At 65.5% G+C, this 19,274-nt stretch carries 14 protein-coding genes and 1 tRNA gene; 11 read left to right on the top strand and 4 right to left on the bottom strand.

Annotation, left to right across the window (positions count from 1 at the left end; genetic code table 11):
• Position 1 precedes the first annotated feature (1 nt).
• From XH89_RS20420 to XH89_RS20410, 4 genes are all read left to right on the top strand, one after another.
• Entirely contained in the window at positions 2–223 is a 222-nt protein-coding gene (locus tag XH89_RS20420) for a hypothetical protein (RefSeq protein WP_194462242.1), read from the top strand.
• A gap of 174 nt (positions 224–397) precedes the next feature.
• Complete coding sequence (locus XH89_RS20415) at positions 398–1,186, top strand: hypothetical protein (protein ID WP_194462241.1); 789 nt, start codon at positions 398–400, stop codon at positions 1,184–1,186.
• 409 nt (positions 1,187–1,595) lie between these two features.
• Entirely contained in the window at positions 1,596–1,721 is a 126-nt protein-coding gene (locus XH89_RS41875) for a hypothetical protein (protein WP_256439967.1), read from the top strand.
• A gap of 382 nt (positions 1,722–2,103) precedes the next feature.
• On the top strand, positions 2,104–3,381 hold the full coding sequence (locus tag XH89_RS20410) for a hypothetical protein (RefSeq protein WP_194462240.1): 1,278 nt from the start codon (positions 2,104–2,106) through the stop codon (positions 3,379–3,381).
• A 53-nt stretch (positions 3,382–3,434) separates the two neighbouring features.
• Here the strand turns inward: XH89_RS20410 and XH89_RS20405 are convergent, their stop codons facing one another.
• Positions 3,435–3,644: a hypothetical protein gene (locus XH89_RS20405; RefSeq protein ID WP_246767571.1), complete on the bottom strand. Its 210-nt coding sequence runs from the start codon at positions 3,642–3,644 to the stop codon at positions 3,435–3,437.
• Positions 3,645–3,840: 196 nt separating this feature from the next.
• Positions 3,841–3,917 (bottom strand) — tRNA-Arg (locus tag XH89_RS20400).
• A gap of 402 nt (positions 3,918–4,319) precedes the next feature.
• Between XH89_RS20400 and XH89_RS20395 the strand changes: the two genes are divergently transcribed.
• The 7 genes from XH89_RS20395 (at position 4,320) to XH89_RS20365 (ending at position 16,010) form a co-directional block, all read left to right on the top strand.
• Positions 4,320–9,524: an alpha-2-macroglobulin gene (locus XH89_RS20395; protein WP_194462238.1), complete on the top strand. Its 5,205-nt coding sequence runs from the start codon at positions 4,320–4,322 to the stop codon at positions 9,522–9,524.
• Between the two features lie 84 nt (positions 9,525–9,608).
• Positions 9,609–11,759 (top strand): penicillin-binding protein 1C, encoded by a 2,151-nt coding sequence (pbpC, locus tag XH89_RS20390; RefSeq protein ID WP_246767570.1) that lies wholly within the window; start codon positions 9,609–9,611, stop codon positions 11,757–11,759.
• Between the two features lie 50 nt (positions 11,760–11,809).
• Positions 11,810–13,552 (top strand): glycosyltransferase family 39 protein, encoded by a 1,743-nt coding sequence (locus XH89_RS20385; protein ID WP_194462236.1) that lies wholly within the window; start codon positions 11,810–11,812, stop codon positions 13,550–13,552.
• A gap of 1 nt (position 13,553) precedes the next feature.
• Positions 13,554–14,399: a phosphatase PAP2 family protein gene (locus XH89_RS20380; protein ID WP_194462235.1), complete on the top strand. Its 846-nt coding sequence runs from the start codon at positions 13,554–13,556 to the stop codon at positions 14,397–14,399.
• A gap of 66 nt (positions 14,400–14,465) precedes the next feature.
• Positions 14,466–15,200, top strand: a complete 735-nt coding sequence (locus tag XH89_RS20375) for a glycosyltransferase family 2 protein (protein WP_194462234.1) — start codon at positions 14,466–14,468, stop codon at positions 15,198–15,200.
• Entirely contained in the window at positions 15,197–15,535 is a 339-nt protein-coding gene (locus XH89_RS20370) for a lipid-A-disaccharide synthase N-terminal domain-containing protein (RefSeq protein ID WP_194462233.1), read from the top strand. The genes XH89_RS20375 and XH89_RS20370 overlap by 4 nt, the downstream gene beginning before the upstream one ends.
• A 31-nt stretch (positions 15,536–15,566) precedes the next feature.
• Positions 15,567–16,010 carry a DUF3592 domain-containing protein gene (locus XH89_RS20365; protein WP_194462232.1) on the top strand — a complete coding sequence of 148 codons (444 nt, stop codon included), beginning with the start codon at positions 15,567–15,569 and terminating at the stop codon, positions 16,008–16,010.
• Here XH89_RS20365 and XH89_RS20360 read toward each other — a convergent pair.
• Positions 15,984–17,672, bottom strand: a complete 1,689-nt coding sequence (locus XH89_RS20360; RefSeq protein WP_194462231.1) for a Na/Pi cotransporter family protein — start codon at positions 17,670–17,672, stop codon at positions 15,984–15,986. The genes XH89_RS20365 and XH89_RS20360 overlap by 27 nt on opposite strands.
• Positions 17,673–17,827: 155 nt before the next feature.
• Positions 17,828–19,012 carry a cystathionine beta-lyase gene (metC, locus tag XH89_RS20355; protein ID WP_194462230.1) on the bottom strand — a complete coding sequence of 395 codons (1,185 nt, stop codon included), beginning with the start codon at positions 19,010–19,012 and terminating at the stop codon, positions 17,828–17,830.
• Positions 19,013–19,274 lie beyond the last annotated feature (262 nt).

The following is a 19,274-nucleotide window of genomic DNA, read 5'->3' as shown; positions in this document are numbered from 1 at the left end:
CATGTCCAAACCAGAGCTCAAGCCTGACCCAGCCGGGAGGCCCGGTACACCAAAGCCCCGATCCGGCGACAGCCGCCGCGGCGCGATAGCCGGGCTGGTCATTGCCGCCGTCCTCCTCGGTATAGGCTTATGGCTCGCCCGTGATCTGACCTCGGCCAGCAAGATGCAGGACTGCCTGATGTCCGGCCGCAGCAATTGCAACGTGATCGAGCCGGCGCGCTAGAGGCGTCCCGCAACGTCTCCGGACGAAAAATTGCCGTGATCTTAAACATTTGTAATGGGACATGGCCTGATTTGGGAGGCCAGTTATGTCAGCCGGCATCAGCCAGGCGCGCTCCGAATCGTTGATCGCGCTTGGACCACGGCAATTTTCTCGAAGTTGAGGGGGTAGGCACGAATGAGTGCGTCCAGCCGCGTGAAAATCATCATTCCCATGGTTTCGGCCATGTCCTTGCTGGCGGTCTCCGCGCAGGCGCAGGACGCCGGTCCGCCCAAGGGCGCCGGCCAGCCACCGGGGCAGGGCGCGCCCCCTCCGGCCAATCAAACCATGCGTAAGGGGCCTCCGCCGCAGCAGGCGACGCGCCCGGCACCTCAGCCCGGCAGCCAAACCCGGGTGGCTCCCGGTCCCCACAGCCCCGGCCCCCGGAATGCGGGAGGTTCGCCTCCCGGACCCGGTCGTGCCGTGGCACGCGGTCCCGTGCCGACGCGCGATTGGGGCGGACACGCCTATCGCGGCAATCTTGCCTGGGAGGGCGGACGCTGGCGCCACGAGGTCCACAACGGCCGCTCCGGCTGGTGGTGGGACGTCGGCGGCGTCTGGTACTATTATCCGCAGCGGATGGACGGCCCGCCCGCCTATGTCTCCGAGGACTATGATGACGACGTGCCGGTGGCCTATGTGCCGGCCGGGCCGCCGGTCGCCTATGAGCCGCCGCCACCTCCACCGCCGCCCGCCGATCCCGGCGCGAGCGCGCTCGGCGGTGCCATTGTCGGTGGGGTGCTCGGCGGTCTGCTTTCGGGCAATGCCTCGGGGGCGGCCGCAGGTGCCGTGATCGGCGGTGCGACCGGTGCCATCGCCGGCGCGACGGCTGCCTCGCGCCCCGGCTACTATTGGGCCGAGGGCATTTGCTATTACCGCTATCCGAGCGGCCAATACGTGCAGGCCGATCCGCGCGCCTGCTACTGAGCCTCCGACGCGCAATCCAATATGAACGAGGCGGGCCTAGTGCCCGCCTCGTTTGCGTTGGAGTCAAAGGCGGCTTCCAACGCCGGCGCCCGCATGCAAATCGCTGCTCGGGAGACGGGCCAGTGCAGGAACGATGCTTCTGCCTGTGCTGCGGCTTCTGCCTTTGAGGAGGGGCCGCCAAGGCGGGCTGTCGTGGAATGAGGAAAATACGAAGACCGGCAGGCCGGATGATCACGCGGCTCGCGCGCAAAATCCATCACGGTAATATCGTGCGGAAACGCGTGCGCCGGTGCGACTTTTGTCCACCGCAATCATACGGACGAAATTGCCACGCACTTGTCCATATCAGCCGGCTAAAATCGGCATCATGTGTACGAGGTACGATCCACAGCATGAAGCCGAGGCGGCGATGAAGCGCGCAGCGGCGTCTGAAGGCCCCGACCGGCAACGGCTCATCGAGCTGGCCTTGGCGTGGCATCAGCTCGCGCGCGATCGGCGCGACGAGGAGCCGAGCGAATTCCAATCAGCCGAGTGATGCCGCTCGTCCCGGATTTCGGATAAGATCAATTAAGCTGGCCAATGTGGTTTGAGGATGATCGATTCGGTCGACGCACGTCCGGGGCTCGCCTTGCGCCTTTTGCTTTGTGCGCCTGCATGAGAAAGCCCCGTGCTCGGCGGACAAGCACGGGGCGCTTCAAAGCCGACCGGGGCTGGCGGGTCGGCACCACTCGATTTCATCGCAGACAACATGCGGGTCGTGATCCCGTTCCTTGCAACCTTTGATTTTTTGTCGGGCTGCCGCTTCGCGGTAGAAACGCGGCATTAACAATCATCGGGCGAGCCGATATTTGGACCCCCGGCCCGCGCCGGACGTTGAAGGATGATGGAAGTTTTCCGACGGCCGCAGCAAGACTCATATGGAGACCATTGAGGCCTATCTCGAGCGCAAGCACAGGGAAATTGGGCTGCTGAACGATTGCCTGAAGAGCCCGCGGCGCCTGTCTCGTCCGCGATCGGTGGATGAGGTCATCAAGGCCAAATTCGAACTCACCGCAGTGCTGCGCGCAGAGCATGAGTTGCAGGACTGGAAAGCGACGGAGACAGCGTGGTCGGCGTCGGCCTGTCCCTCGAGCGGCCCATTCGCATTCAGTTACGACTATCAGCGGGCTGATCTCAGTGTCAGCGGCCCTTCATTCTATGAGCTCGAGCATGGCCCGAGCCACGAGACGATCTATACCGCTTCCGGCATGGCCGCGATCTCGGCCCTGCTGCTGGCCTCCGCGCCGGTCCTCCCCGCGGGGCACATCCTGGTGCTGCCGGGCTCTTACGGCGAGACGCTGGAATTGATCGAGCGCTTTGTCCCGAACCTGCGCCCGATCACGCTGAGGCTGCCGCTGTCCAATGCGTTTGCCCGGGCCGGCACACCGCAAATTCTGCTGCTGGATTCGGCCGCTTCCGCAAGCGCTTTCGAGGCGGCCCTGCATTGCGACGGCTCGGCGCTCGATCTGCTGGTCTTCGACACGACATGCTTTGCCGGCCGGTCGGGCCGCATCCGCCGCGTCCTGCGCTGGGCGCAGCGATGTCGAATTCCGGTCGTGATGGTGCGAAGTCATAACAAGCTCGATTCGCTTGGCGCCGAATACGGACGGCTCGGCTCTGCGGTGTTCGTCCGCTGGAGCGGGCAGGGCGCTGAGGCAAGCGGTGCGATCATCGGCCGGCTGGCTGCGGAGACGCGCAATGCCGTCCGGCTCCTCGGTGGCGCGGCGCTCCCGGCGCATTTCCCGCCTTACATCGGCAGCGAGGCCTATTGGGCGCTCACCAAAAAGCGCGTTGCAGCCATCCTGCGCAATGGCCGCCATGCGGCCCGGCTCTTTGCGCACGAGCTTGCTTCGCTCGCGGCCGAACTCCACTTTGTCCACGGCCTCTACGTCACGCTCCGCTGCCGTCGCCCGCTCGATGAGGCCAGCGCGCGGCAAGCCGCCGAGGCCATGAGCCGCGATCTGAGCGGGCAGGGATATCCTATTCGCCACGCCGGCAGCTTCGGTTTCGATTTCGCCGCGACCGAATGGTTTCACGACGCGACCACCGATCGGTACAGCGTGCGGGTCGCGGTCCCGGATCTGCCGACCAGGTCATGGAATGATCTTGCAGCGGCGATTGCCGAATGGTGGACGTCGAATCAATGCCGGCTCTGAACCTTCACACCGGCATGGCGTGACTTGTCGACCGATCTATCGCCTCGCCGGGATCACTCGATCGTCGATGGTTGCTTCTGATGGCCGCGATGCGCCCACGCCTGAACAGCGGAGGCGAGCTGATGCTGGCCCCTGGCGACATCCGCAATGGAGGCCTGCGCCGTCTCGATCCGCTGTTTGATGGCGCCGGAGTTGACGTCTACGACGGCATCGAGCGCCAGAAACGACATCGCAACGATCGCCACCGCAAAGGCGATTCCCATTCTCGTTAACTCAGCTCGCGGCATCGACCGTCCTTCTCGGGCACATCTTCGCCCGCCGCGGATAGATAGGGCACATCCGCCCGGTTCAAAGCCCGGGACACGGCGATGCACGCGTTCGTGAAGGACTGATCGGCAATGGGGCGACGGGGCGCGCGTTAATCATGAACGCTGGCGCAAATAGACAGGGCTGCGGCTTTGGCGATCCCGGCAGGAATCGAACCTGCAACCCTCAGAGTAGAAATCTGATGCTCTATCCAGTTGAGCTACGGGACCGTCCTGAGCCGCCCCCGCTGGGGGCCGGCCGTTCATATAGCATGCCAATATGAAAAATCTGGTGTTTCGCCAAGTCTGAACCGAACCGTTTTCCTCCGTGCCGCGACAAAACGGAACGGTGAAGTGTCAGGGTGCCGGGTTGAGCGGCAGCGGACTGGACGACGGATCACGTCGCCGGCAACGCTGGCTAGCTTCCGGGACACGGTCGCCGGCCGACTGTTTCAGGTATTGGCTGCGCCACAGGACGGCGTGTGCGGCGGTATCTTGATCGGTCTCCTCCGGGCTTGCCTTCCCATGGCGAATGCGACGTTTTGCACCTCTGGTTCCATCGCCTTGAGTCTGTCACCTTTCCGCGCACTTTATCCGCCGCGGCGCTCGTCCGCGATTTCCGGGAGTCCATTCATGATCGGTCTGGTTCGCGCCGTCACCTTCTGCGCAATGCTGGCGTTTGGCCTGAGCGCGGCGCATGCCGCTGACAAGGCGTTCAAGCGCGACGATCTCGCTGATTCCGCGATCAAGCTGGAGGCGCAGATCAAGAGCGAGGCGGGGCCGGTCGCCAAGACCAATGCGACGCTGAAGACGGACGCCGACGCCGCCTTCAGACGCAACGATTACCGCTCCGGGCTCTCGGTCCTCGGCCAGATCGCCGCCACGACGCCCGAGGATGCCAGCAACTGGCTGCGCCTCGCAAAAGTCATCTTCCAGATCACCCCGAAGAGCTCGAGTGAGCAGACCTTCCTGCTGGAGCGCGCCTCCACCGCCGCCTACATCGCCTATATGCGGGCCGGCAATCAGGGCGAGGAGGCCGACGCGCTTGCCGTGCTCGGCAAGTCGCTCGCCGACCGGCATCTGTTCCGGCCGGCGCTGGACGCATTGCGGCTGTCGCTCGAGGCGCGCGAGGTCGCCGACGTCCGCGGTCAATATGAGAAGCTGCGCGACGAGCACGGCTTCCGGCTGCTCGACTATACCGTGGACTCGGATTCGGCGAGTCCGCGCGCCTGCTTCCAGTTCTCGGAGGAGCTCGCCAAGCGCACGGACTTTGCGCCGTTCCTGGCGCTCGCAGGCCAGGACAAGCCGGCGCTGTCGGCTGAGGGCAAACAGCTCTGCGTCGACGGACTGAAGCACGGCGAACGCTACAACATCAACCTGCGCGCCGGCCTGCCGTCGACCGTGAAGGAAGGCCTGCCGAAATCGGCCGAGTTCAACATCTATGTGCGCGACCGCAAGCCTTTCGTGCGCTTCACCAGCCGCGCCTATGTGCTGCCGCGGACCGGCCAGCGCGGCATTCCCGTCGTCAGCGTCAACACGCCCGCGGTGAACGTCAACGTTTACAGGATTGGCGATCGCAATCTGATCAACACTGTGATCGACAGCGACTTCCAGAAGACGCTGTCGAAGTATCAGCTCAGCGATCTCGGCGACGAGCGCGGTGTCAAGGTCTGGTCCGGCGAACTGGCGACCGCGATGACGTTGAACCAGGACGTCACCACCGCATTCCCGGTCGACGAGGCGCTGGGCGAGCTCCAGCCCGGCGTCTATGTGATGACGGCGGCGGCCAAGGGCCCGGGCAGCGACGATGAATACCAGCTCGCGACGCAGTGGTTCATCGTCTCCGACCTGGGGGTGACAGCCTATTCGGGCAATGACGGCATCCACGTCTTCGTGAACTCGCTGGCCTCGACCGACCCGGTCGGCAAGGCCGAGGTGCGGCTGGTTGCCCGCAACAATGAGATCTTGGCGACGCGCAAGACCGACGATGCCGGCCATGTGCTGTTCGAGGCGGGGCTTGCGCGCGGCGAGGGCGGCCTGTCGCCGGCGATGCTGACCGTTACCGGCGAGAAGGCCGATTATGCCTTCCTCAGCCTCAAGACCTCGGCCTTCGACCTCAGCGATCGTGGTGTCGCGGGCCGCGTGGTGCCATCAGGCGCCGATGCGTTTGTCTATGCCGAGCGCGGCGTCTATCGCTCCAGCGAGACCGTTTATCTCACCGCGCTCTTGCGCGACGGGCAGGGCAATGCCGTCAATGGCGGGCCGCTGACGCTGGTGATCGAGCGTCCGGACGGCGTCGAATTCCGCCGCGCCGTGCTGTCCGACCAGGGCGCCGGCGGCCGCACGCTCGCCGTGCCACTCAACTCGGCAGTGCCGACCGGCACCTGGCGGGTCCGCGCCTTCACAGATCCGAAGGGATCGTCGGTCGGCGAGACCACCTTCATGGTCGAGGATTATGTCCCCGATCGGATCGAATTCGACCTGTCCGCCAAGGACAAGCTGATCAAGGCCAATGCTCCTGTGGAGCTCAAGGCCGACGGTCATTTCCTCTATGGCGCGCCGGCTTCGGGCCTTCAGCTCGAAGGCGACATGCTGATTGCGCCGGCTGCCGAGCGGCCGGGCTATGCTGGCTATAAGTTCGGCGTCGACGACGAGCAGACCACCTCGAACGAGCGCACGCCGCTCGAGAACCTGCCCGAGGCCGACGCCAATGGCGTCGCCACCTTCCCGGTGACGCTCGACAAGCAGCCGGCCTCGACCCGTCCGCAGGAGGCGCAGATCTTCGTCCGCATGGTCGAAACCGGGGGCCGCGCCGTCGAGCGCAAGCTGGTGCTGCCGGTCGCACCTGCGACCGCCCTGATCGGCATCAAGCCGCTGTTCGGCGACAAGAACGTGGCGGAAGGCGACAAGGCCGAGTTCGACGTCGTGTTCGTCTCGCCCGAGGGCAAGTCGCTGCCGCGTGACGGCCTGCGCTATGAGCTCCTGAAGATGGAGTCGCGCTATCAATGGTATCGCCAGAACAATTATTGGGAGTACGAGCCGGTCAAGTCGACCTCGCGCGTCGCCGATGGTGACGTCACCATCGCCGCCGACAAGCCGTCACGGATTTCGCTCGCGCCGCGGCCCGGACGCTACCGTCTCGACGTGAAGTCGAACGACGCCGACGGCCCGGTGACCTCGGTGCAGTTCGACGTCGGCTGGTATTCCGACGGCAGCGCCGACACGCCGGACCTCCTGGAGACCTCGATCGACAAGCCGCAATATGCGTCCGGCGACACCATGACGGTGTCGGTCAACGTCCGCTCCGCCGGCAAGCTCACCGTCAACGTGGTCGGCGACCGCCTGCTGACGACCCAGACCATCGACGTCAGGGAAGGCACCGCGCAGGTCAAACTCCCCGTCGGCAAGGACTGGGGCACCGGTGCCTATGTGGTGGCGACCCTGCGCCGCCCGCTCGATGCGGCCGCTCAGCGCATGCCCGGCCGGGCAATCGGCTTGAAGTGGTTTGGCATCGACAAGCAAGCCCGCACGCTCCAGGTCAAGCTGACGCCGCCGGATCTGATCCGGCCGAATTCGATGCTGAAGATTCCGGTCAAGCTCGACGGGCTCAATCCCGGCGAGGACGCCAAGGTGGTCATCGCCGCGGTCGACGTCGGCATCCTCAACCTTACCAATTACAAGCCGCCGGCTCCGGACGACTATTATCTCGGCCAGCGCCAGCTCTCTGCCGAGATCCGCGATCTCTACGGGCAGTTGATCGACGGCATGTCGGGCACGCGCGGCCAGATCAAGTCAGGCGGCGACGCTGGCGCAGCCGAGCTGCAGGGCTCGCCGCCCGCGCAGAAGCCGCTGGCGCTCTATTCGGGCATCGTCACCGTCGGTGCCGACGGCAGCGCCGAGGTCAGCTTCGACATTCCGGAGTTCGCCGGCACCGCGCGCGTGATGGCAGTGGCCTGGACCGCGACCAAGCTTGGCCGCGCCAACACTGATGTCGTGATCCGCGATCCCGTGGTGCTGACCACGACCCTGCCGCGCTTCCTGCTCAATGGCGACCACGGCACGGTCAATCTCGAGATCGACAATGTCGAGGGCCAGGCCGGTGACTACGTCATCAGCGCGAAGACGGGCGGCCCGGTGAAGATGTCAGGCAATCCCGCCACCACGGTCAGGCTCGCCGCCAAGCAGCGCAACTCGTTCTCGCTCGCGCTCGATGCGACCGCGGCGGGGCAGGCGACGCTCGATGTCAACATCAAGGGACCGAATGGCCTGACGCTCGCGCGCCACTATGCGTTCGACGTCAAGGCGGCGACGCAGGTCCTGGCACGGCGCTCGATCCGCACCTTGGCGAAGGGCGAGAGCCTGACGCTGACCTCGGACATGTTCTCCGACCTCGTGCCGGGCACCGGCAGTGTCTCGGTCTCGGCGAGCCTGTCGACGGCGCTCGACGCAGCGACGATCCTGAAAGCGCTCGATCGTTACCCCTATGGCTGCTCGGAGCAGATCACGAGCCGCGCCATGCCGCTGCTCTATGTCAACGACCTCGCGGCCGGCGCGCACCTGGCCATGGACACCGATGTCGACCAGCGTATCCGCGACGCGATCGAGCGGCTTTTGGCCCGTCAAGGCTCCAACGGCTCGTTCGGCCTGTGGTCGGCCGGCGGCGACGATGCCTGGCTCGATGCCTACGTGACGGACTTTCTGACCCGCGCCCGCGAAAAAGGCTTTGTGGTGCCGGATGTCCTGTTCAAGAACGCGCTTGATCGCATCAGAAACTCCGTCGTCAATGGCAACGAGCCGGAGAAGGACGGCGGCCGCGATCTCGCTTACGGCCTCTACGTGCTCGCCCGTAATGGCGCGGCGCCGATCGGCGATCTCCGCTATCTCGCCGACACCAAGTTGAGCAATCTGGCGACCCCAATTGCCAAGTCCCAGCTTGCGGCGGCGCTCGCTCTAGTCGGCGACCGCAACCGGGCCGAGCGGGTTTACGGTGCGGCGCTCGATAGCCTCGCGCCCAAGCCGGTGCTCGAGTTCGGCCGCAGCGACTACGGCTCGCAGCTTCGCGATGCCGCAGCGCTGGTCTCGCTGGCCAGCGAAGGCAATGCGCCGAAGGCGACGCTGACGCAGGCGGTGGCGCGGGTCGAGACCGCGCGCGGCCTGACGCCCTACACCTCCACGCAGGAGAATGCGTGGCTGGTGCTGGCGGCACGGGCGCTGGCCAAGGAAAACCTCTCGATCGAGGTCGACGGCCAGCCGGTCAAGACCGCGCTCTACCGCAGTTACAAGGCTGATACCCTCAGCGGCAAGCCGCTGAAGATCACCAACACCGGCGATGCGCCGGTGCAGGCGGTGGTTTCAGTGTCCGGCTCGCCGGTGACGCCGGAGCCGGCTGCTTCGAACGGCTTCAAGATCGAGCGGAATTACTTCACGCTCGACGGCAAGCCCGCCGATATCAGCAAGGTCAAACAGAACGATCGCTTTGCCGTGGTGTTGAAGATCACGGAGGCGAAGCCTGAGTACGGCCACATCATGGTGTCCGACTATCTGCCGGCGGGTCTCGAGATCGACAACCCGAAACTGGTGTCGTCGGGCGACAGCGGCACGCTGGACTGGATCGAGGACGGCGAGGAGCCTGCGAACACCGAGTTCCGCGATGACCGCTTCACGGCGGCCGTCGACCGGGCTTCGAGCTCCAAGGCGGTATTCACGGTCGCCTATGTCGTGCGTGTGGTCTCGCCCGGCAAATACGTGCTGCCGCAGGCCTATGTCGAGGACATGTACAACCCCTCGCGCTACGGCCGCACCGCAACGGGTAGTGTCGAGGTGCGAGCGGCGAAGTGAGTGCTTTGGATGACTAGCGTTCCGAACGAGCCACAATCTCCGTCGTCATGCCCGGGCAAAAGCGCGAAGCGCGTCTTCGCGCAGATGTCCCGGGCATCCACGGATATTGAGGCTGCGGCTGAAAACGTGGATGGCCGGGACAAGCCCGGCCATGACGGAGGAGGGCGCATGACCATGCGCCTCCTCTCGGCCGCTGTGCTCGTCTTCATCCTCGCCATCATCGGCTTCGTCGGCTGGGTGTATTCCCTCGGTCCGCTCCCGCTCGATGAGGCACGCCGCGTCTCGACCACCGTCGTCGACCGCAACGGAAAGCTGCTGCGCGCCTACGCCATGGCCGATGGACGCTGGCGGCTGCCGGTCGAGGACAAGGCCAATGTCGATCCGACCTATCTCAAGCTGTTGTTCGCCTATGAAGACCAACGCTTCTATGTCCATGACGGCATCGATCCGCTGGCGCTGGGCCGTGCGGCGTTGCAGCTCGCGACGCGCGGCCATATCGTCTCCGGTGGCTCGACCATCTCGATGCAGCTCGCGCGGCTGATGGAGCCGCGGCGGCAGCGTTCGCTCTACGCAAAACTGCATCAGATCGTCCGCGCGATCGAGCTTGAGCGCAGCTTGAGCAAGGACGAGATCCTCAACCTTTATCTCGCGCTTGCGCCCTATGGCGGCAATCTCGAAGGCATCCGCGCCGCATCGATCGCCTATCTGGGCAAGGAGCCGAAACGGCTGTCGCTGGCGGAAGCCGCACTTCTGGTCGCGCTGCCTCAATCGCCGGAGACGCGAAGGCTCGACCGCTATCCCGAGGCCGCGCGCCTGGCCCGCGACCGCGTGCTCGACCGCATGGTCGAGGAGGGCGTGGTCAGCGTCGACGACGCGAGGCAGGCCAAGGCCGTTGCCGTGCCAAAGCTGCGCAAGCCGATGCCGATCCTGGCGCCGCATGCGTCCGACAGCGCGCTGGCCACGGTCAAAGATGCGCCAATCATCAAGCTGACGCTGGACTCAAATCTCCAGAAAGTGCTGGAGCCGCTGGCGCGTGACCGCGCCATTGCGCTGGGGCCGAACATCTCGGTCGGCATCATCGTGGTCGACAACGACAGCGGCGACGTGCTTGCCCGTGTTGGCTCGGCCGATTATTTCGACGAGAGCCGGGCAGGGCAGGTCGACATGACGCGCGCCATCCGCTCGCCGGGCTCGACCCTGAAGCCCTTCATCTACGGCCTCGCGTTCGAGGACGGCTTCGTTCACCCCGATAGTCTGATCGACGACCGCCCGGTCCGCTTCGGCTCCTACGCGCCGGAGAATTTCGACATGACGTTCCAGGGCACGGTGCCCGTGAAGAAGGCGCTGCAGCTCTCGCTGAACGTGCCGGCGATCGTGCTGCTCGACCGCGTCGGCTCGAGCCGCCTGGCATCGCGGTTGCGGCAGGCTGGCGGCAATCTGGTCCTGCCCAAGGACGAGGCACCGGGGCTTGCGATGGGCCTCGGCGGAGTCGGCGTGACATTGCAGGACCTCGCGCAGCTCTATGCAGGCTTTGCCCGGCTTGGCACCACCAGGCCGCTGCGCGAGATCGTCGCGACCAAGGACGATCGCGAGCCGCTGCGGCTCCTGGACCCGGTTGCGGCCTGGCAGGTCGGCAACGTGCTCCTGGGAACTCCGCCGCCGGAGAACGCCGCCCACAACCGAATCGCCTTCAAGACCGGGACCTCCTACGGCTACCGCGATGCCTGGTCAGTCGGGTTCGACGGCCGCATGACCATCGGCGTCTGGGTCGGCCGGCCCGATGGCGCGCCGGTTCCCGGCCTGATTGGTCGCGTGGCCGCGGCTCCGATTCTGTTCGATGCCTTCGCACGCAGTGGCAAGACGCTGGTTCCGCTCCCCAAGCCGCCGAAGGGAACCCTGGTGGCCAGCAACGCCAAGTTGCCGTTGCCGCTGAAGCGGTTCCGCCCGGTCGGGGAACTGGTGCGGACCGGCGGCGAGCAGGCCCTTCACATCCAGTTCCCCCTCAATGGTTCCAGGATCGACGTGGATCGCTCGGCCGGCGCTGAAGCTGCCGCGATGCCTGTCAAGGTCGCCGGGGGGGTGTTGCCGATGACCGTCATGGTCAACGGCGCCGCGCGCGGCGAGATCGACGGGCGGCGTCAGCGCCTGATCGATCCGCCCGGCCCGGGGTTTGCTCGGCTGACCGTGATCGACGCCACGGGCGCCGCGGACACAGTTGTCATTCGAATTCAATGACGGTGGCTTAAGCGGTTGTGGCGATGGCGGTTTCAGCGTAAGCGGAACCAATGGCCGAGACCTACCCAACTCCCCGTTTCGGGGCGCCCCGAGAGCCGAAAACACCCGTCAATCCGGGCAATCGGCTCGTGTTGATGCTGGACTTTGTCACCACAAGTCACGCCCGTGCGGTGGGCTTCCTGGCGTTGTGCGCGCTGCTGCTGTTCCTGCCCGGGTTCTTCACCATCCCGCCTGTCGACCGCGACGAGGCGCGCTTTGCGCAGGCCACCAAGCAGATGGTCGAGAGCGGCGACTACGTCGACATCCGCTTTCAGGAAGACGTCCGTTACAAGAAACCGGTCGGCATCTACTGGTTGCAATCCGCCGCGGTCGAAGTCGCCACGGCACTGAAGCTGCCGAAGGCCGAGTTGCGGATATGGGTCTACCGGCTGCCGTCGCTGATCGGCGCGATTGGCGCAGTGCTCATGACCTATTGGACGGCGCTGGGATTCGTGACGCGCCGCGCCGCGGTTCTGGCCGCGCTGCTGATGTCGGCCTCCGTGCTGCTTGGCGTCGAGGCGCGCCTCGCCAAGACTGATGCCGTGCTGTTGTTCTGCGTCGTCGCCGCGATGGGCGCGATGGCACGGGCCTATCTCTCCTGGCAGCGCGCCGAGGATGAGACCCATCCGCCGTGGAGCTGGCCTGCCATCTTCTGGACGGCGCTCGCCGTCGGCATCCTGATCAAGGGCCCGCTGATCCTGATGTTCGCTGGGCTTACCATCGTCGCGCTCGCGATCCAGGACCGCGATTCCTCCTGGCTGTGGCGCTTGCGTCCGGTCTGGGGGCTGATGTGGATGCTGGTGCTGGTGCTGCCCTGGTTCGTCGCCATCTTCTGGCGCGCGGGCGATGCCTTCTTTGCGGATTCCGTCGGCGGCGACATGCTCAGCAAGATCGGCGCGCAGGAGTCGCACGGCGCGCCGCCCGGCGTGTACCTGGCGCTGTTCTGGGTCACCTTCTGGCCGGGCGCGCCGCTTGCCGCAATGGCGGCCCCAGCGGTGTGGCGGGCGCGGCGTGAGCCCGGTGCGCAATTCCTGCTGGCCTGGCTGATCCCGTCCTGGATCGTGTTCGAGGCGGTGCTGACCAAGCTGCCGCATTATGTGTTGCCGCTCTATCCCGCGATCGCGATCCTCACCGTTGGCGCGTTGGAGCGGCGTGTGCTGTCGCGCTCGTGGCTCGCGCGCGGCTCAGCCTGGTGGTTCGCGATTCCGGCGGCCGGTTCGATCATCGCGGTGGTGGGCGCGGTCATGCTGACGCGGCAGCCGGCCTTCGTCGCCTGGCCGTTCATCGCGGCCGCGTTGATCTTCGGCCTGTTCGCCTGGTGGCTCTACGACAATAACCGCGCCGAGCGCTCGCTGCTCAACGCGCTGGTCGCCGCGCTGATGCTGGCGGTCGTGGTCTATGGCATCGTGCTGCCGTCCTTGACGCCGCTGTTTCCGAGCATCGAGGTCGCACGCGCCTTGCGCAACGTCACCTGCGTCGGACCGAAGGCGGCATCGGCCGGCTATCACGAGCCGAGCCTCGTCTTCCTGACGGGAACGCAGACCCTTCTGACCGACGGGTCCGGCGCCGCCGACTTCCTCAGGCAGGGCAGGTGCCGGTTTGCGTTGATCGAGCAGCGCTCGGAGCGCAGCTTCGTGCAGCGCGCCGAGGCGATCGGGTTGCGCTACAAGGTCGGCGCGCGGATCGACGGCTATAATTTCTCGCAAGGCCGCGCGATCTCGATCTCGGTCTTCCGCTCCGAGGATACTGAATAGAATGTCTGTTGCGCCCACGATCGCGCCGCGTGCGAGCTATCCCACTCAGTTGCTCACGGTCGCTGGACATTCCCTGGCGCAGCTCGTGCGCGCTCCCTCGCATTCGCGTCGCGCTACGGCTGCGCGAAAACTGGCGCGGCATTCGCTGTGGCTGAGCGCGGTGGGCGCAGCCCTGGTCATCGTGCTGATGCTCGCGTTCGATCGGACCGAGATCCAGCTGATGCCAGCGCGGGGCACGCCGGCGCTCTGGCCGATCCGCATCCTCACCGATTTCGGCAAGGACGTGAATGTACTCTCGGTCCTGGGCATAGCCCTGATCGTCGTGGCGCTCGTTGCCGCCGGCATGCATGGCACCCGCCGTGCGCTGCTGCTCGGCTTTGGCACCCGGCTGCAATATCTGTTTCTGTCGGTTGCCGCGTCGGTATTCGTCGCCGAGATCCTGAAATATCTCATCGGTCGCGGGCGGCCGTTCGTCGGCGGCAAGGCCGATCCATTCAACTTCATGCCGTTGGAAGGCACCGGGGCATATACCAGTCTGCCGTCGGGGCATGCGGTGACGGCGTTCGCTCTGGCCTTTGCGGTCTCGGCGCTTTGGCCGCGGCTGCGCGTGTTCATGTTCACTTACGCAATTGTGATCCTGCTGACGCGCCTCGTGCTGCTGGCGCACCACCCAAGCGACGTCACCGCTGGTGCCCTGGTCGGCATGGTCGGCGCCATGGCGGTTCGCTACTGGTTTGCGGCGCGCCGGCTGGCCTTTGCCATCCGCGCCGACGGGACCATCGTGGCGCTTCCAGGCCCGTTTCCCGGACGCCTCAAAAGGGTTGCCCACGGCCCGTCCGCCCCATAAAAGCGGCTGCCTGCCGGGGCCGCCGGTTCCTCAGGTCGCAGGCCAATCCAACCACGAGCTCTCGATTTGTCGCCGTCCCAGCCTTCGGTTTCCATCGTTGTCCCCGTGCGCAACGAAGCCGACAACATTGCGCCCCTGATCGAGGAGATCACGGCCGCGCTCGATGGGCGCTGGGCCTATGAGATCATCTATGTCAACGACGGTTCGACCGATGCGACCGGCGACCGGCTCGCCGCGATCATGGCGCAGCGGGACAATCTTCGGCAGTTGCGTCATGCCATATCGACCGGCCAGTCGGCGGCGGTGCGAAGCGGCGTGCGCGCGGCCCGCGGTGCGATCGTGGCGACGCTCGACGGCGACGGCCAGAACAATCCCGCTTTCCTGCCGGACCTGATCGCGGCAGTCGAGAAGAGTGCACGCGTCGGGCTCGCCGCCGGACAGCGGGTCGGGCGCAAGGATACTGGCTTCAAGAAGTTTCAGTCGCGCATCGCAAATGGCGTGCGGGGCTCGATCCTGAACGACGGCACGCGCGATACCGGATGTGGGCTGAAGGCGTTCCGCCGCGATGTGTTCCTGATGCTGCCCTATTTCGACGGGCTGCATCGGTTCCTGCCCGCTCTGGTGCGCCGTGAAGGTTACGAGATCGCCTATGTCGATGTGATCGACCGGCCGCGCCATTCTGGCGTTTCGAACTATGGGTTCTTCGACCGGCTGTGGATCGGCATCATGGATCTCGCCGGCGTGTGGTGGCTTATCCGTCGCAAGAAGCCGACACCGGACGTGACTGAGGTGAAGGCATGATCATTCAATACGGCCAGGCGCTGAGCAACTACTTCTACGAAGTGTTCGTCGCCAAGTTCGATTTCTGGCTCGCCTTCGGCCTGATCGCGCAGCTGTTCTTCACCGCACGTTTCCTGGTGCAGTGGATCGCGAGCGAGCGTGCCGGCAATAGCGTGGTGCCGATCGCATTCTGGTTCTGCTCGATGGGCGGCGGCTTGATGACCCTGATCTACGGCATCGTGAAGCGTGAGCCCGTCATCATCATGGGACAGCTGTTTGCGACGATCATCTACATCAGAAACATCATGCTGATCTGGAAGAACCACGGCACTGCCTCGAAGACGCTGGATCGCTGATCAAGGGGCTCCTCGTCATGCAGATCTCCGGATGGGCATGCGCAAACTGCCGGTAGTCCTGCTCCTGTCGGTCCTTCCGGTCGGCCTGATCCTGCTCGGGCTCGGCCTTTTCAATTTGGCGGGCACGATCGCCTTTCTCGCCAGGGCCGAGCAGACCGATGCGCGCTTTGCCGGCGCCGTCGCACGAAGCGGCGGCAATCATGGCGGTACGTTTCTCTATCCGACCTTTCAATTCGCAACGCGCGACGGCCGCGTAATGACGATCACGTCCTCGGCAGGGTCGACCGCACAGCCCTACGCCGATGGCGAGCAGGTCAGGATCGCCTACGATCCGCAGCACCCCGAAGACGCGCGCCTGCTGTCGTTCCTGACGCTATGGATCGCCCCGACGCTGCTCTGCGCGGCGGGGCTGCTGCTGTCCGGAGGGGCGGTTCTGGTTCGTGCAGCCCTAACGCGGCAGCGCGGTCGCGCCTGAGGCGGGCAGGGCGGCGGTCTCCGCCTCGGTTCGGCGATAGGACTCACCGGCCGCATCCAGCACGGGATAGGCGACCGAGCAGATATGCGAATGGATCCGGCGCAGGTCGCGCAGCACGTCCAGATGCAGCGACGTGGTCTCGATGGTCTCGGGGCGGCCCTCGCGCAGGCGGTCGAGATGGCGTTCGATGGCGGCCAGTTCGGTGTTCTTCAGCGCGGTCTTTTCCACCAGCAGCTTGCGGGCGTCAGTGGCATCGCCCGACATGAACACGCCGAAGGCGATCCGCAGCGAGTCCATCGTGCGCTTGTGGAAGGCGGCAAGCTCCTCGGCGCCCTCGGGGGAGAACTGGAATCGCCGCTTGATCTTCTTGGTGGCGAGCTCGCTCAGATTCTTGTCGATGATGTCGCCGATATGTTCGAGGTTGATGGCGAAGGAGATGATCTCCATCGCGCGCCGGCCCTCGCTTTCGTCGAGGCTGCCGCGGGTCAGCTTGGTGACGTAGAGCTTGATGGCCTCGTCGAGGCTGTCGACGACATTGTCCGTCTTCGAGACCTGGTCGACCAGCGAGCGGTCGCCCGTCATCATCGCGGCCATTACCTTGCGCAGCATGACCTCGACCAGATCGCCCATGTGCAGTGTCTCGCGGGCGGCGTCCGCAAGCGCAAGCGAGGGCGTCTCCAGCGCGGTCTCGTCGAGATAGCGCGGCCGGGCCGGGTCTGTTTCCTGCACGCGATCGGGCAGCAGCCTGGTCAGCAGCCGCGACATGGTGTCGAGCAGGCCGATGAAGATGAGGGCGGTGCCGACGTTGAAGACGATGTGGAATGCCGCGGTCATCTTGGCCAGGTCCGGCTGCCAGGCGTGCAGATGATCTGCGATCGCGCTGAGGAATGGCAGCACGAGGACGATGCCGACCACGCGATTGATGAGATTGCCGACCGGCAGGCGATAGCTGGCGGGATCGTCGCGCCTTGCGCCCTCGAACACGGGATTGATCGCGCTGCCGAGATTGGCCCCCAGCACCAGCGCCAGTGCGGCGTAGGGCGTGATGAACTGCGAATAGGCCAGCGACATGATCAACAACACGCTGGCGACGCTCGAATGCACCGCCCAGGTGACGAGCGCGGCGATGACGATGCAAAGCACGGGATCGCCTGTGATGGACGACATCACGACACGCACGCCCGGCGCGTTCTCGGCCGGGGCCAGCGTGTCGAGCAGGATATGCAGCGACAGCAGCATCAGCCCGAGCCCGATGCAGACCCGTCCGATATCCTTGATCCGCGAGCGCGGACCCGAACGGAAGGCAACGAGGCCGAGCACGAACAGCACGGGGGCAATGGCTGCGATGTTGAACGACAGCGCCTGGACGATGAGCGTGGTGCCGACATTGGCGCCCAGCATGATGGCGAGCGCGGCAACGAGGCTGAGCAGGCCTTCGGCGGCGAAGGAGCTGGTCAGCAGCGCGGTCGCCGTGCTGCTCTGGAGCAGGCCGGTGAGACCGAGCCCGGCGGCAAAAGCGCTGAAACGGTTGCCGAGTGCCCGCCCAAGCACGCGTCGCAGGTCGGGGCCAAAGGCGCGCAGAATGCCGCTCTGGACCATGTGCAGGCCCCACAGCAACAGCGCCACGCCACCCATCAGATCGAGCAGAACCAACGTACCCATTCTCCGTGTCCGGAATCGGGGTCGAAAGGGTCAGGCTAACGCCAAACGAGCGTGGATCAACCCTTGTTGGCGCGTCGGCGTTAACGTCCGGTGTTCATGCACGTTCCCGCGGCGCGCATTGGCGCGTCGGCAGGCGGAATGCTGCGTGACTAGGCTCACATTGCCGCTTTGAGAGCAGCAAAGCCGCGATCGAGATCGGCCTTGAGATCGTCGGTGTTCTCGAGCCCGATATGCAGGCGGAGAGTCGGGCCGCCCGGCGCCCACTTCGTCGCCGTGCGATAGGCGTCGCAATCGAAGGGAATTGCAAGGCTCTCGAAGCCGCCCCAGGAGAAGCCCATGCCGAACAGCTTGAGCGTGTTGAGCATGATGTCGACCGCCGTCTGCGGCGCCGGCTTCAGCACGATGCTGAACAGGCCCGAGGCGCCGGTGAAGTCGCGCTTCCAGATGGCGTGGCCCGGATCGGTCTCGAGTCCCGGGTGCAGGACGCGCGCGACCTCGGATCTTGCAGCGAGCCAGCGCGCCATTTCGAGACCCGAGCGATGATGCTGCGCGAGCCGCACCGACAGCGTGCGCAGGCCACGCAGCGCCAGGAAGACGTCGTCGGGGCCGGCGCAGACGCCGAGCAGGCGGATGCCTTCGGAAATCTGCGGCCAGGCCTTGGCGTTGGCCGAGATGGTGCCGAACATGATATCGGAATGGCCGCCGATATATTTGGTGGCCGCCTGCATGCTGATATCGACGCCCTGGTCGAGCGAGCGATGATAGAGCGGGGTTGCCCAGGTGTTGTCGTCGATGACGAGCGCATCGCGCGCATGCGCGACCTCGGCGATGGCGCGAATGTCCGGCATCTCGAAGGATTGCGAGCCGGGCGCCTCGACCAGCACCGCGCGAGTGTTGGGCTTGAACAGCTTCTCGATGCCAGCACCAACAAGCGGATCAAAGTAGGTGGTCTCGACGCCGTACCGGGCGAGCATGCCGTTGCAGAAATTGCGCGAGGGCCGATAGATGTTGTCGGCAACCAGGATGTGGTCGCCGGCCTTCAGCACCGAGAGCAGGGTGGTCGAGATCGCCGACAGGCCCGACGGCACGATGCCGACGCCGGCGCATTGCGGACCCTCCAGCGCCATCAGGGTGTCCTGGAACGCCCTGGTCGTCGGGGTGCCGTGGCGGCCATAGGTGAACTCGCCACGATGGGCATGCAGGTCCTCGGCGGTCGGATAGAGCACGGTCGAGCCGTGGAACACCGGCGGATTGACGAACCCCTTCTGCGCCTTGGTGTCGCGGCCGGAGGTGACCAGCCGGGTTTCGGCATGCTGCTGTGCGGGGTGCGAGGAATCCATGCGTCTGCTTTCAAAAGGCGCGTTGCCGCCGGGCGCGGATCGCACGGCCGGGGCGGCCGGAGGCCGCGGATGTTAATAACAGAACACAGAAGACTCCCGTCAACCCCTTGACCCGGCTCGCCAGTCGTTCTGTGATGCGTAGGTGCTATTCAGTCGCCGCATGTTGAGGGGCAGCCGCGACCTTCGATCCATCGTCTGGCCGGATCTTGCGCCACAGCCATCATGGCGGGCGCGTGCGGCGGGGATTAGGGTATGCCTCTTG

Origin of the sequence: Bradyrhizobium sp. CCBAU 53340, from assembly GCF_015291645.1 — a bacterium.
GTDB lineage: Bacteria > Pseudomonadota > Alphaproteobacteria > Rhizobiales > Xanthobacteraceae > Bradyrhizobium.
Note: the sequence above shows the minus strand (reverse complement) of the source record. Positions and strands in the feature narration are given on the sequence as shown.